Origin of the sequence: Streptomyces sp. NPDC059452 (assembly GCF_042750035.1) — a bacterium.
In the GTDB taxonomy this organism is placed as follows: Bacteria; Actinomycetota; Actinomycetes; order Streptomycetales; family Streptomycetaceae; genus Streptomyces.
On sequence record NZ_JBHYVE010000001.1, the window covers coordinates 586,833 to 600,603 of the forward strand.

Consider the following 13,771-nt stretch of genomic DNA (forward strand, 5'->3'; position numbering starts at 1 on the left):
TTGCGTTCCACCCGACCCCTAGCGTTGATTGCGTCACACCGAGTGCTGAACCCAGCACGTCAGGTGATCTTGGTTCCGCCTGCCCACGACCTTGGGGGACGTATGTCCGGGCGCACAGACAGCAAGAGGTTCCGGGTCCGCAGGGACTCCATCCCCGCCGCTCGACGGCACGTCAGAACGGTCCTGGTCGGGTGGAAGCTCGGCGGGCTGGCCGACGACGCGTCGCTGATCGCCAGCGAGTTGGCGACCAACGTCGTCACCCACGCCCACGGCACCGGCGACTACTTCGAGTTGGGGTTACGGCGCCGGAACGGCGTGCTCATCCTGGAGGTGGCCGACTCCTACCAGTGGCTGATGCCGGAGCTCCGCAAGCCCGCCGACGACGACACGTCCGGCCGGGGACTGCTCATCGTCGACGCGCTCGCCGAGCGGTGGGGCGTGCGCCCGCGCAACCCCGGAAAGACCGTCTGGGCTCAGCTCACCACCGGAACCCCTTCCCTGTGAAGCCCCTCCCCCACCGCCCGCGCTCACCCTTCGCCGAGCTGGTGCGCATCGAGGCCGACCCCGCGTACCGGGCTCTGTTCCTTGCCGAGTTGGACGCGGCGATCGCGGACCAGGATGCGGAGCGGGAGGCGGTGGTGAGCGCGGTCGAGGTGGCGGCTGAGCGGTTGCGGCGTGTGGTGTGTCCGGACCGTGGTGGGCGTGGCGTATGAGGGATCTGGATTATGTGGCGGCTGTCACGGTGAGGGCCGGGGGGAGGGCGTTGTGGCTCGGTGGGGTCTCCGTACCCAACCGGCGGCTGGTCCTGCGGTGGCTCCGGCGGCAGGCGTTGCGGCTCGCGGACGGGCATGGGCGGGACCTGCCTGCGTCCTCGCCGTGGCTGCGGGCGCGGGATGTCCGCCCGGTCACCTTCCACGGCTCCGACGCCCCGGAAGGACTCCGGGCCTGGGCCGGTGACGACGACCTCCAGGACGACGCGATACGCGCCCTGGAGTCCGGGCTCCCCGCCCTGCTCACCGTGGCCGACCCCGCCACCGGACTGCGCGTCACCCTCGCCGGATGGCCCGTACAGCCGCACCGGGCCGTCGACCGCGCGCTCTCATCGGGGAAGCCCACCCCGCCGTATGGGGCCCGGACCCGAAACTCCGCCCTGGCCGGATGACCTTTGCTCAGCAGCACAAGGCAGGCGCCGCCCCGGAGGACCAACCGACACAGAAGAAGGGACCGCTCATGGCGGCATCGACTTTATCGTCGCTTCGATTCGCATGGCTGGAGATCACAGCGCTCTGCAATGAGTTCTGCGATCACTGTTACGCCGACTCGTCCCCTCAAGGGACGCACGGGTCCATGTCCGTACCGGACTGGGTGGACGTAGTGGACCAACTCGCTGACATGGGTGTCCTGGACGTGCAGTTCATCGGCGGCGAGCCGACTCTCCACCCGGGCCTGCCCAAGCTGATCGAGCACGCTCACAGGCGCGGGCTCGGCATTGAAGTGTTCTCGAACATGACGCACATCCGCGAACCCTTGTGGCACGCGTTCCAGCGGTACGGCGTCAAGCTCGCCACCTCGTACTACTCGGACGCTCCCGGGGAACACGACCAGGTGACACGGCTTCGCGGCTCGCACAAGAAGACGCGTGACAACGTCCGGAAGGCCCTGCAACTCGGCATTCCCGTGCGAGGCGGAGTCGTCGCCGTACGAGAAGGGCAGCGTGTGCAGGAAGCCGCCCGAGACCTGGTGTCGCTCGGCGTTCCGCAGGTGGGCGGAGACCGGACCCGTGCGTTCGGACGGGCAGGCAAGGGGGACTCGCCCACCGTCAAAAATCTGTGCGGGCACTGTGCGCAGGAGAAGTGCGCCATCGGCCCCACGGGCGACATGTGGCCATGCGTCCTCGGACGGTTCCTCACGATGGGCAATGTCAGGACCACTTCGGTTGCCGAGGCATGGACCGGAGAGAAAGCGGCAAAGGTCACCGCAGAAATCACGGCTGTGCACGGAAGCGGTGTCCAGTCGTGCACCCCACCGCAGTTCCTGCCGATGTGCGGACCATGCGGCCCCTGCGTCCCGTCTGTGGGGCACTGTGACCCGCAAGAGGCAAGCAAGTTGGCGGACGGCGCCTGATATCGGCACACCCGCCCGACCCGTACAGGAGACAGCGAGCATGCACGATCACGGAGACGACTTCGGCGCGTGGTGCGGCGACCTGGGCAGCGCCACCCAGCACCGGAGCGAGGAGGAGTGGCTGAGCGTCGCACGGTATGTCCGGCACTCCGCGAACAAGCTTCTGCCTGAACCCCTGCCGCTGTGCCTCCCCGGTGAACCACAGCAGTGCGGACGAGCCGCGCAGCAGCACGTCCTGGCCTGGGGCGCCGTACTCAAGGCCGCCGCACAACGCGTGATCGAGGACGCTTCGCCTGCTCCCGCCCACACGAACTACGCGGGAGACACCCTGTATCACCGTTCGCTGGCCGAGTTGCGAGCGCGGGCCTCGAACGTGAGCACACCGGAGAGCGAAAACCGATAGAGCCGCCTACCTGAACCCGCTCTCCAGCCCCCCTCCGAGAGCACGAGCCCCGCCCCCGTACTGCCTGACCCGAGCCGTGGGCGGGGCTTCGTACTGCCCACGGCACCACAAAGGAAAGACCCACTCCCGTGCTGCAATGCACCGCCGTGACCGACGTCCCCTACTTCGAAGCGCTCCTCGCGCTCGCCACCATGAAAGGCGGCCCCGCCCACCCGCCGGACGTCCTCCACCGGGACGACTTCCTCCTCTGCGAACTGGGCGAGCACGACGAGACGGTGGAGCACGCCGCCCACCTCTGGACCGCCGACACCCGAGACGACCGCGACCTCTGGCTCCTGTGGACCGGCACCGGAACCCACCGCCTCTACCGGCTCGACGTCCTCCCCGCCTGCCCCGCCCTTCTCCGCAACTTCCTCACCCACACCGTCACTTCATGCGCGTACGCCGACCATCACCACGGCCCCCACTCCTTCTCCGTCACCGACCCACTCGGCGAACTCATCACCCAACACAACGGAGCAGGCACCGACGAGCCCTGATATCGGCTCCACCCGAGAGGGCAGGAGCAAGGCGATCAGGCGCCGGGGGTGGCCCTGCGCGGAAGCGCCGCCAGGAGCAGGTGCAGTTCCGTCTCCACCGTGTCGGCGTCGACCTCCCCCGGGCGGGTGAGGAAGACCGAGCGGGCCACCGTGGTGCCCACCAGGACCAGGGTCAGGACGTCGAGCCGGGACGCGTCGAGCGGGTCTTCCAGTTCGCCGCGGGTGACTGCCTGGGCGATGAGTGTCTCCAGTTGGTCGCGGACCACCGCGTACACGTCGTCGTGGAGGATGCGGCGCAGTTCCTCGTCGTGCGGGGCCTGGCCCATCAGGGAGAGGAGGGCGGGGCCCGTGGTGTTCTCCAGGATGCGGCGTTTGTGGGACAGCAGCTCCCGGAGGTCGCCCTCCAGGGAGCCGGTGTCGATGCCGCCCAGTTCGTCCAGGGCGATGTGCCGGGCGACGGCACCCGCGAGGGCCTGCTTGGAGGGCCAGCGGCGGTAGAGGGACGCGGTGGAGGCTCCGGCGCGGCGGGCGACGGCCGTGGTGGTGAAGGCGGCCCAGCCCGACTCGTTCAGGACCTCGATCGCCGCGTCGAGCAGCGCCGCGTCCACGCGCGGGTCCTTCGGCCTGCCCTTCGGCGGTTCGGTGCCGCCCTGTGCTGTCATACCCGGATTCTCTCGCGCTGGTGTGTCACTCCCGCCTCCGCTACCGTAAACGAAAAGCATCCGTTTCGGATTTAGGTACGGTGGTTCCATGTCCACGACGACCTCACCCGAGCTCTCCTCCCCCGCCCGTGCGGCCGTGTCCGGGGCGCGCCGGCTCTTCGACTCCGGTGCGACCCGCCCCCTGGCCGCCCGCGTCCGCCGTCTGCGGGCGCTGCGCGCGATGCTCACCGAGAACGAGCCCGCCTTCGAGGCCGCCCTCTGGAGCGATCTGCACAAGAGCAGCGGCGAAGCACAGCTGACCGAGATCGGCGTGACCCTCGCGGAGATCAACCACACTCTGCGCCACCTGCGGCGCTGGGCGCGGCCCCGGCGCGGTCCGGTGCCCGCCTCGCTGCGGCCGGCCCGGGCGCGGCTGGTGTCCGAGCCGCTCGGCGTGGTGCTGGTGCTCGCCCCGTGGAACTATCCGGTGCAGCTCCTGCTCGATCCGCTGGCCGGGGTGCTGGCCGCGGGCAACACGGCCGTCCTCAAGCCGAGCGAGCTCGCGCCCGCCACCTCGGCGCTGGTCGCCCGGCTCGTGCCCCGGTACTTTCCCGACGGTGCCGTACGGGTCGTGGAGGGCGGGGTTCCGGAGACGACGGAGCTGCTGGCCCAGCGGTTCGACCACATCGTCTTCACCGGCAGCGGGACGGTCGGACGCATCGTGATGCGGGCGGCGGCCGAGCATCTGACGCCGGTCACGCTGGAGCTGGGCGGCAAGTCGCCCGTCTGGTTCGACGACGACGCCCGGCTGCGGCAGGCGGCGCGGCGCATCGCGTGGGCCAAGTTCACCAACGCCGGTCAGACGTGCGTGGCCCCGGACTACGTGATGACCACCCCCGACCGGGTCCCTGCGCTGGTGGACGCCCTGAAGGACGCCGTCGCCGATCTGTGGGGCGCCGATCCCCGTACCGGGCGCGACTACGGCCGGATCGTCAACGAGCGGCAGTTCGACCGGCTCGTCGGGCTGTTGGAGGGGGCGGATGTTGTCATCGGCGGTGATCACGACCGGGCCGAGCGGTACATCGCCCCCACGGTGGTGCTCGTACCGTCCGGCGGCGAGCGGCCGGCCGTGGGGCCCGACGCGGCCCACCCCGTGCTGCGGGAGGAGATCTTCGGGCCCGTCCTGCCCATCGTCGCGGTCGGGTCGGCCGAGGAGGCCGTCCGGGTGGTCAACGGCTGGGACAAGCCCCTCGCCCTGTACGTCTTCAGCTCCTCCGCCCGCACCCGCCGCCTCTTCGAGCAGCAGACCTCGTCCGGCGCGGTGGCCCACGGCGCGGGTCTCGTCCATGTCGCCGCGACCGGGCTGCCGTTCGGCGGGGTCGGTGCCAGCGGTATGGGCGCGTACCACGGCGCCCACTCCTGGCGCGCCTTCTCCCACCTCAAGCCCGTGCTGCGCAAGCCGCTCACGCCGGACACCCTGCGCCTGGTGCAGCCGCCGTTCACCGGCCTCGGGCTGCGGCTGGTCAAGCGTCTGATGCGGTACGGGTGAGGAGACCCCTGCCTGTCCTTCCGTCCACACCCCTCCACGTGATCGAGCCTCCCCGAAGGGTGAGATGCATGCTGAACGACAACCCCATGGATGACGCGGCAGCGTATAGGAAGCCGGACAAGGAATCGGCAGAGCCTGACGCGGCGGTGATCGTCGTGGGGGCCGGGCTCTCGGGGCTGACAGCCGCCCGCGATCTGCGCCGCCGTGGCATCGAGGTCATCGTCCTGGAGGCCGCCGACCGGATCGGCGGACGCGTCATGGCCGAGACGACGGCCCTGGGGTCCCGGCTCGATCTCGGCGGGCAGTGGATCGGGCACGATCACCACCGGATCATGGCCCTCGCGAGCGAGCTCGGGGCCGTCAGGTACCAGATGCGCACCGGGACGCTGCCCCAGGTGATCGACCGGGGCCGCAAGCTGCCGGTCGCCTCGCCGTCGGTGCTGCCCGCCGGGGCCGCCCTCGCCGGGCTCGGCGTGCTGTCGCTCACCGGGACCCCGGACCGGTGGAACGGCGCCACGCTCGACGCGTGGCTGCGCAGGCTGCCCGGGCGCACCTCGCGCAGGCTCCTGGAGGTGATCGCGTCGATCTCCTGGACGGCCGACCTCGACCGGTACTCCGTCCACGCGGCGGCCCGGATGGTCCGGCAGCAGGGCGGAGTACGGACCATCCTCTCCACCAGGGGCGGGGCTCAGGACTCCCTGCTCGTCGAAGGGGTGGGGACGCTCACCGACCGGCTCGCCGCCGAACTCGGTCCGCGCGTGCGCACGGGGCAGCAGGTCACCTCCGTCGTCCGCGACGAGCACGGGGTCACCGTGCACACCCCGTCCGGCGCGTTCCGGGCGGCGAAGGCCGTCGTCACCGTGCCGCCGCCGGTCGCGGCCCGGATCGAGCACCACCCGCCGCTGCCCGCGAGCCGGGTCGCGCTGGAGCGGAACACGTACATGGGGTCCGTGTACAAGGCCATCGCGGTGTACGAGCGACCGTTCTGGCGGGAGCGGGAGCAGGAACGGGAGCGGGGGCGGGCCGAGTTCCTGGTGCTGGACTCCCCCGGCCGGGCCGTGTTCGACACCACCGCGCCCGGCGGCCCGGGGCACCTGTGCACGCTCGTGGCCGGTCCCGAGGCGCGCGCACTGGACAGCCTGGACGCCGAAGGCCGCCGACACGCCCTGCTCGCCCCCTTGGTCCCGCACCTCGGGTCCGGCGTCCTGGAGCCGACGGGCTGGTACGAGAAGGCCTGGCACCTCGACGAGCATGCGGGCGGCGGCTATGTCGTCCTGCCGGAGCCGGGGACCACCGAGGGGATCATGCCCCTGCCCCACACGCCCCTCGGCAACATCCACTGGGCGGGCTCGGAGACGGCCGACGAGCACGCGGGGTACCTGGAGGGTGCCATCGCGTCGGGTCTGCGCGCGGCCCGCGAAGTCGCCGCCGCGCTGCCGCATCCTCGCTCCCGGACGCCTTCGGCCTCCTGACGCCTTCGGCTTCCTGACGGCGGGCGGGCGGGCGTGTCCGACCCCTGCCGGACGCTCCGAGGGGGGCGCCCCGGAGTGTCCGGTGGATCAGGTACGGACGGCCCGCGATCCGCCCGTCCCCGTGCGCCCCTTCGCGAGCCCGGACACCGCCGCGCACGCCTCCTCGTCGGTCACCCCCGCCACCGCCGTGCTCTCGATCAGCGCGTCCAGCCGGTCGCGGGCGGCGAGCAGGCCGGTGACGGCCTCGTCGATGCGCTCCCGCTCGCGGTCCAGGAAGGGGAGCGCGCTGGAGCAGGCCGGTTCCAGGATGCGGTCCTCGTCGACCATGCAGGGCAGCAGCTCGGCGATGGTGGCGGTGTTGAGACCGGCGGCCAGCAGCATGCGGATGCCCCGTACGGCGACGACGTCCGCTTCCCCGTACTCGCGGTAGCCGCTGGGGCGGCGGGCCGGTTGGAGCAGGCCCTGCTCCTCGTAATAGCGCAGCGACCGCTGGCTGACGCCGGTCCGTCGGGAGAACTCCCCCATGCGCATGTGACGACCACCACGTTCGGTTGACTCTCACACCGGTGTGAGACCGCAGTCTATCCCGCATGACGAATCAGCCATCAACACAGTTCACGCGTACGCCCGTTACCGTCATCGGCCTCGGCCCCATGGGGCTCGCCCTCGCCGAAACCCTGTTGCGGAACCGCCATCCCACCACCGTCTGGAACCGCACTTCCGAGAAGGCCCGCGATCTCGTCTCCCGGGGCGCGCACCTCGGGGCGTCCGTGGCCGATGCCGTGTCGGCCAGTCCTCTCACCCTCGTATGCCTGAAGGATTACGCGTCGCTGTATGAAGTGCTCGATCCCGCCGCCGGAGCGGTGGCGGGCCGGACCGTGGTCAACCTCAACTCCGGTACGCCAAAAGAAGCGCACGCGGCAACCGTATGGGCGACCGAGCGCGGCGCCGGGTATCTGGACGGCGCGATCATGGTGCCGCCGCCTCTCGTCGGGGAACCGGAGTCCGTCTTCCTCTACAGCGGTCCGCGCGCGGTCTTCGACGCCCACCGGGCCACGCTGGAGAGCCTGGGCGAACCCCGGTACCTCGGCGACGACCCGGGGCTCGCCGTGCTCCACAACGTGGCACTGCTCGGCCTCATGTACGCGACCATGAACGGGTTCCTGCACGCCACCGCGCTGACCGGCTCGGCGGGCGTGCCGACGGAGGAGTTCGCCCGTCTCGCGGTCGACTGGTTCCTGCCCACGGTGGTGAACTCGACCCTGATCGAGCAGGCGCCCGCCCTCGAAGCGGGCCACTACCCGGGCGACCTCGGCACCATGGAGATGAACCTGAACGCGCTGGACCACATCACCCGCACCTGCGTGGAGCAGGGCGTGCACGCCGAACAGCCCCGGCTGATGCGGGACATCGCGGCGCAGGCCATCGACGACGGCCATGGCGGCTCGAACTACCTGGCCGTGTTCGAGGTCTTCAAGAAGGCGGCGGCCGCGCGGCCTGCCTGATCACGGCCTGCGCGCTCTGCACACCGACCCCAGCTCCCCCTGCCCCGCGAAGGCCAGGATGCCCGCCACCTCCTCCGGGGGCAGGGGGTCGGGGTCCAGGCCCGCCGCCCGCTCGTCAGTGCATCCCGGCGTCCCCCAGACAGAATTCGTTCCCCTCAGGGTCCTGGAGGACCGTCCACGACCCCGGCTCGCCCGTGTGTTCGCCGACCACCGTCGCGCCCAGCTTCACCAGGCGCTCCACGTCCGCCGGGCGGTCGGGGGACGAGAAGTCGATGTGCACCCGGTTCTTGACGGCCTTGGGCTCGGGCACCCGTTGGAAGCCGAGGATCAGCGGGGTGGCGGGGACGACGACGAACTCGTCGTAGTCCTGCGTGCCTTCCACTCCCAGCGCCGTGGCCCACCAGGCCGCAAGCGTCTGGGGGTCGGGGCAGTCGATCGTGATCATCTCCGGTGAGATTCGCATGGTCCTCACCGTACGACCCACCACTGACAACGGGCCGGGAGCACGTCCGCGCTCCCGGCCCGAGGCCCTCCAAAGGCGGAGGTCAGTCGAAGATCGGGCCCTGGGTGCGGGTCCGCTTGATCTCGTAGAAGCCGGGGATGGAGGCGACCAGCAGCGTGCCGTCCCAGAGCTTCGCCGCCTCCTCGCCCTTGGGGGCGGGGGTGACGACGGGGCCGAAGAAGGCGATCTGCTCGCCGTCCGCGCCGGGCACCGCGACGACCGGGGTGCCGACCTCCTGGCCGACCTTGTCGATGCCCTCCTTGTGGGAGGCGCGCAGCTCGGTGTCGTACGTGTCCTTGTCGGCGTACTCGATGAGCTCGGCGGGCAGGCCGACGTCCTTGAGGGCACCGGCGACGGCCTCAAGGGTGGGGCCCTCGCCGTTGTTGTGGAAGCGGGTGCCGAGCGCCGTGTAGAGCGGGCCGACGACCTCGTCGCCGTGGAGCTGCTGGGCGGCGGTGACGACCCGGACCGGGCCCCAGGCCTTGGTGGCCAGCATCTCGCGGTACTCCTCGGGCACGTCGTCCAGCTTGTCCTCGTTCAGGACGGCGAGGCTCATCACGTGCCAGCGGACCTCGATGTCGCGGACCTTCTCGACCTCCAGGATCCAGCGGGAGGTCATCCACGCCCACGGGCAGAGCGGGTCGAACCAGAAGTCGGCCGGGGTCTTGCCGTTCGCCGCGGTGTTCGGGGACATGTCTCTCCTCAGGAAAGTGCCTGTTGCTGCTGCGGTCGTGAACGCCTCCCAGGGGGTCTCCCATTCCCGTACGGGGCTCTCCGGCCCGGCCGCATACCGGATCCGGTCGGACCGCATACCGGATACCGGCTCTCCGGGACGCGTGCAAGGATCAATGGGTTCGAACACGACACATGACGCGCGTCACGAAGGAGTGCCCGTGCCCGGTGAAAACCTGTCCCGCGACGAGGCCCAGAAGAGGGCCGAGCTGCTGACCGTCGACGGTTACGAGGTCGAGCTCGACCTGCGTTCCGCCGTCGGCGAGCCCGAGGGGGCCGACGGGGGCGACGGTGACGCCGGTCCGCGTACGTTCCGGTCGCTGACCACGATCCGGTTCCGTTCCGCCCGGGCCGGCGCCTCGACCTTCGCCGACCTGGTGGCGCCGGGTGTGGACGCCGTGACGCTGAACGGGAAGGCCCTCGACCCGGCTGCCGTCTTCGACGGGGCCCGGGTGGCCCTGGACGGGCTCCTGGAGGGCGAGAACGTCCTCGTGGTCGACGCCCGGTGCGCGTACAGCAGGACCGGTGAGGGCATGCACCGCTTCGTCGACCCGGAGGACGGCGAGGTCTACCTGTACACGCAGTACGAGCCGGCCGACGCCCGCCGCGTCTTCGCCAACTTCGAGCAGCCGGACCTGAAGGCGCCCTACCGCTTCCAGGTGACCGCGCCGGCCGGCTGGCGGGTCTGGTCCAACGGGGCCGAGGAGTCGCACGAGGACGGGGTGTGGCGGTTCGCGGAGACGAAGCCGATCTCCACGTACATCACGGCCGTCGTCGCCGGTCCGTACCACTACGTGACCGACCACTACACCCGTACGTTCGACGACGGCACCACCCTGGAGATCCCGCTCGGCGCGATGTGCCGCAAGGGGCTGGCCAAGCACTTCGACGCGGACGACGTCTTCCTGGTCACCAAGCAGGGCCTGGACTTCTTCCACGACAACTTCGACTACCCCTACCCCTTCGGGAAGTACGACCAGGCGTTCGTGCCGGAGTACAACCTCGGGGCGATGGAGAACCCGGGCATGGTCACCTTCCGCGAGGAGTACATCTTCCGCGGCAAGGTCACCTCGGCGGCCTACGAGCGGCGCGCCAACGTCATCCTGCACGAGATGGCGCACATGTGGTTCGGCGACCTCGTCACCATGGAGTGGTGGGACGACCTGTGGCTGAAGGAGTCCTTCGCGGACTTCATGGGCTCCTTCTCGATGGTGGAGGCGACCCGCTTCACCAACGGCTGGATCACCTTCGCCAACAACCGCAAGGCCTGGGCCTACCGCGCCGACCAGCTGCCCTCCACGCACCCCATCACGGCCGACATCCGTGACCTGGAGGACGCCAAGCTGAACTTCGACGGGATCACGTACGCCAAGGGCGCCTCCGTACTGAAGCAGCTCGTGGCGTACGTGGGACGCGACGCCTTCCTTGAGGGCGCGCGGCGCTACTTCAAGCAGCACGCGTACGGCAACACGACCCTGGGCGACCTTCTTTCGGTGCTCGCCGAGACCTCCGGCCGCGATATGACGGCCTGGTCCCGCTCCTGGCTCCAGACCGCCGGGGTCAACGTGCTCACCCCCGTCGCGACGTACGACGCGGCCGGGGCGCTGACCGAGCTCGTGGTGGTCCAGGAGGCCGCCGCCTCCCACCCGGAGCTGCGCCCGCACCGGGTCGCGGTCGGCCTCTACCGGATCACGCCCGAGGGCGAGCTGACGCGTTACGCCCGCGCCGAGGTGGACGTGGCCGGGGAGCGCACGGTGGTGAAGGAGCTGGCCGGGGCGGAGCGGCCCGATCTGATCCTGGTCAACGACGACGACCTCACGTACTGCAAGATCCGCTTCGACGAGGGGTCCCTCGCCACCCTCCGCGACCACCTGGGCTCCGTCACCGACCCGCTGGCCCGCGCCCTGTGCTGGTCGGCCCTGTGGAACCTGACCCGGGACGCGCTGCTGCCGGCCCGCGACTTCGTCGCCCTGGTGCTGGCCCACGCCGGGCGGGAGACCGACATCGGCGTCCTCCAGATGCTGCACGCCTGGGCGCAGTCGGCGCTGGTGCACTACGCCGCCCCCGACTGGCGCGAGGAGGGCGGCCGGGCGCTGGCCGAGGGCGCGCTGCGCGAGCTGCGGGGTGCCGAGCCGGGCAGCCAGCACCAGCTGACCTGGGCCCGCTTCTTCGCGGCCGTCGCGGGCTCCGAGGCGGACTTCCAGCTGCTGGGCGGGCTGCTGGAGGGCACGGCCCGGGTCGACGGCCTGGAGGTCGACCAGGAGCTGCGCTGGGCCTTCCTCTCCCCGCTCGCCTCGCACGGTGTGGCCGACGAGGCGGCCATCGACGCCGAACTGGCCCGCGACGACACGGCGTCCGGCAAGCGCCACCACGTACGGTGCCTGGCCTCGCGGCCCTCGGAGGCGGTCAAGGCGCAGGCGTGGGCGGCCGTGGTGGAGTCGGACAAGCTGTCCAACGCGCTGGTGGAGGCGACGATCGCGGGCTTCGACCAGCCCTCCCAGCGGGAGCTGCTGGCCCCGTACGCGGACCGCTACTTCGAGGTGATCGAGCGGGTCTGGGCGGAGCGGTCCATCCAGATCGGCATGCATGTGGTGAGGGGGCTCTTCCCCGGCCTCCAGGACAGCCCGGAGACCCTCGCGGCGACCGACGCCTGGCTGACCGGCCACGCGGACGCCGCTCCGGCGCTGCGCCGGCTGGTCCTGGAGGCCCGGGACGATCTGGCACGGGCGCTGCGCGGCCAGGAGTGCGACGCCTCGGGGGTGACCACGGTCCGGGGTGCGTGACCACAACCCCCGAGAAGGCACAGGCACAAGGGCTCCCCAGGGGGCGCGTGGGCTCGGTGTGTGCGCGGCGTGAAAGCGGCGCTCGTACACCCGCCCGGCGCGCCCCCTCCCCATTTCCCGCGCGACAGCCCTTTTCGGTCCTCGAACGCCCGTACTTTAGGGCGGCGTTGTCCGGAATTGTCGACGGGCGTGTAACAGGGGTTAGGGCACCCTGGGTTGGCGGGAAATCATCGGGCATGACCCAGAACACCCCGCTCTCGCCCCTGTTCCCCCGCCCCCTGCACCACCTCCAGGACGTGACGCACCGCGTCCTGTCCGCCGCCCAGCTCCGGGCCCGGGGCGTCTCCGCCGCGCAGACCTCCGCACAGTGCCTGCCCGGCGGCCCCTGGCAGCACCTGCTCCCCGGGGTCTACCTGCTGCACGCGGGCGCGCCCAGCGGCCAGGAGCGGCTGCACGGCGCGCTGTTGTACGCGGGGCGCCCGCCGGTCTCCTCCCGGCGTACGGTCCCGGAGCCGTCGGACCCGGGGTTCGGCGAGGCGATGGTGACCGGTCTGGCGGCGCTCGCGCTGTATGGCTTCGCCTCGGCGCCGGACCTGGGTTCGCTGCACCGCATCGACGTCCTGGTGCCGCGCACCCGGCGGCTGCGCTCCACCCGGTTCGTGGAGGTGGTGCGGGGGGCCGCGCCGCCCGCACCGGTGCGGCTGGCCGGGGTGCCCGTCGCCCCGGTGGAGCGGGCGCTGGCCGACGCGGTGGCGGGGCTGGGCGACGCGGCGGAGGTGACGCGGCTGCTGACCGAGGCCGTACGGGCCGGACACAGCGAACCGGCCGCCGTGGTGCGGGAGCTGAGCGCGGCGAAGCTGCTGGGGCGGCCCGCGGTGGTGGGTGCGGTGGACGCGCTGCTGGCGGAGGGGCGGGCCGCGGCGGAGGCGCGGCTGTACGCGATGGTGCGCGAGCACGGGCTGCCCGAGCCGCTGTGGAACGTCGGCCTGCGGCTGCCGGGCGGGCCGGAGCTGGGCGGGGTCGACGCGTACTGGCCGGATCTCGCCGTCGCCGTCGAACTGGACACCCGGGCGCCCCGGTTCGGTGTGCCGGAAGAAGGGCGCCGGGGCGGGAACCAGGGCCCGGCGCGCGCGGAGGACCCGCAGTGGTCCGCGTACGCCGCCAAGCGGGAGCGGCTGGAACGGCTCGGGGTCACGGTCGTCCACCTCACCCCGAGGAAGCTGCGCGAGGCGATGGACCAGCAGGCCACGGTGGTGCGTACGGCCCTGATGGCGGCGGACGACCGGGAGCCGGCCGCGTACCTCGTGGTGCTGCCGCGCTGAGAGGGGAACGAGGTGTTCCGGGTGCGACCGGCGGCGGGGCGCGAGGGGTGACCGGTGCCACTGGTCCGGACCACAGGCCGGAATGGGTGGTTCCAGCACGCGCTTTCGCCTCATTCATCCCGCGTGACGCATCGCTCCCCGTGGCGGATCTATGCCATGTACCTGTCTCGTCTCCGTCAACTCTCCACAAACCTCTGTC

Annotated in this window: 15 protein-coding genes; 11 read left to right on the forward strand and 4 right to left on the reverse strand. The window is 71.4% G+C overall.

Features of this window, described 5'->3' with window-relative positions:
- Positions 1–102: 102 nt before the first annotated feature.
- From ACFW9Z_RS02685 to ACFW9Z_RS02710, 6 genes are all read left to right on the forward strand, one after another.
- On the forward strand, positions 103–504 hold the full coding sequence (locus ACFW9Z_RS02685; RefSeq protein WP_384633182.1) for an ATP-binding protein: 402 nt from the start codon (positions 103–105) through the stop codon (positions 502–504).
- On the forward strand, positions 501–713 hold the full coding sequence (locus tag ACFW9Z_RS02690) for a hypothetical protein (protein ID WP_384633185.1): 213 nt from the start codon (positions 501–503) through the stop codon (positions 711–713). Before ACFW9Z_RS02685 ends, ACFW9Z_RS02690 begins: the two co-directional genes overlap by 4 nt.
- Complete coding sequence (locus ACFW9Z_RS02695; protein ID WP_384633188.1) at positions 710–1,162, forward strand: hypothetical protein; 453 nt, start codon at positions 710–712, stop codon at positions 1,160–1,162. Before ACFW9Z_RS02690 ends, ACFW9Z_RS02695 begins: the two co-directional genes overlap by 4 nt.
- A gap of 68 nt (positions 1,163–1,230) precedes the next feature.
- Complete coding sequence (locus tag ACFW9Z_RS02700; protein ID WP_384633385.1) at positions 1,231–2,124, forward strand: radical SAM protein; 894 nt, start codon at positions 1,231–1,233, stop codon at positions 2,122–2,124.
- Between the two features lie 40 nt (positions 2,125–2,164).
- The gene (locus ACFW9Z_RS02705; protein ID WP_384633191.1) at positions 2,165–2,527 is read left to right on the forward strand and encodes a hypothetical protein; all 363 of its coding nucleotides are present in this window, start codon (positions 2,165–2,167) and stop codon (positions 2,525–2,527) included.
- Positions 2,528–2,655: 128 nt separating this feature from the next.
- The gene (locus ACFW9Z_RS02710; protein ID WP_384633194.1) at positions 2,656–3,066 is read left to right on the forward strand and encodes a hypothetical protein; all 411 of its coding nucleotides are present in this window, start codon (positions 2,656–2,658) and stop codon (positions 3,064–3,066) included.
- A 35-nt stretch (positions 3,067–3,101) separates the two neighbouring features.
- Here the strand turns inward: ACFW9Z_RS02710 and ACFW9Z_RS02715 are convergent, their stop codons facing one another.
- The gene (locus ACFW9Z_RS02715) at positions 3,102–3,728 is read right to left on the reverse strand and encodes a TetR/AcrR family transcriptional regulator (RefSeq protein WP_384633197.1); all 627 of its coding nucleotides are present in this window, start codon (positions 3,726–3,728) and stop codon (positions 3,102–3,104) included.
- Positions 3,729–3,816: 88 nt separating this feature from the next.
- Here ACFW9Z_RS02715 and ACFW9Z_RS02720 point away from each other — a divergent pair, with 88 nt between their 5' ends.
- Together ACFW9Z_RS02720 and ACFW9Z_RS02725 are read left to right on the forward strand one after the other, a co-directional pair.
- The gene (locus tag ACFW9Z_RS02720) at positions 3,817–5,256 is read left to right on the forward strand and encodes an aldehyde dehydrogenase family protein (RefSeq protein ID WP_384633199.1); all 1,440 of its coding nucleotides are present in this window, start codon (positions 3,817–3,819) and stop codon (positions 5,254–5,256) included.
- 68 nt (positions 5,257–5,324) lie between these two features.
- A complete protein-coding gene (locus ACFW9Z_RS02725; RefSeq protein ID WP_384633202.1) occupies positions 5,325–6,728 on the forward strand; it encodes a flavin monoamine oxidase family protein in 1,404 nt (467 codons plus the stop codon).
- Between the two features lie 87 nt (positions 6,729–6,815).
- On the opposite strand, the gene ACFW9Z_RS02730 is transcribed toward ACFW9Z_RS02725, so the two are convergent.
- A complete protein-coding gene (locus ACFW9Z_RS02730; protein WP_384633205.1) occupies positions 6,816–7,259 on the reverse strand; it encodes a MerR family transcriptional regulator in 444 nt (147 codons plus the stop codon).
- A gap of 59 nt (positions 7,260–7,318) precedes the next feature.
- Between ACFW9Z_RS02730 and ACFW9Z_RS02735 the strand changes: the two genes are divergently transcribed.
- Entirely contained in the window at positions 7,319–8,233 is a 915-nt protein-coding gene (locus ACFW9Z_RS02735; RefSeq protein ID WP_384633208.1) for an NAD(P)-dependent oxidoreductase, read from the forward strand.
- A gap of 115 nt (positions 8,234–8,348) precedes the next feature.
- On the opposite strand, the gene ACFW9Z_RS02740 is transcribed toward ACFW9Z_RS02735, so the two are convergent.
- Positions 8,349–8,696, reverse strand: a complete 348-nt coding sequence (locus ACFW9Z_RS02740; protein ID WP_384633211.1) for a VOC family protein — start codon at positions 8,694–8,696, stop codon at positions 8,349–8,351.
- An 82-nt stretch (positions 8,697–8,778) separates the two neighbouring features.
- The gene (locus ACFW9Z_RS02745; RefSeq protein ID WP_384633213.1) at positions 8,779–9,429 is read right to left on the reverse strand and encodes a DsbA family protein; all 651 of its coding nucleotides are present in this window, start codon (positions 9,427–9,429) and stop codon (positions 8,779–8,781) included.
- Between the two features lie 199 nt (positions 9,430–9,628).
- Between ACFW9Z_RS02745 and pepN the strand changes: the two genes are divergently transcribed.
- Both pepN and ACFW9Z_RS02755 read left to right on the forward strand, forming a co-directional pair.
- A complete protein-coding gene (pepN, locus tag ACFW9Z_RS02750; protein ID WP_384633216.1) occupies positions 9,629–12,250 on the forward strand; it encodes an aminopeptidase N in 2,622 nt (873 codons plus the stop codon).
- A gap of 236 nt (positions 12,251–12,486) precedes the next feature.
- Positions 12,487–13,572, forward strand: a complete 1,086-nt coding sequence (locus tag ACFW9Z_RS02755) for a hypothetical protein (protein ID WP_384633219.1) — start codon at positions 12,487–12,489, stop codon at positions 13,570–13,572.
- Positions 13,573–13,771: the final 199 nt, after the last annotated feature.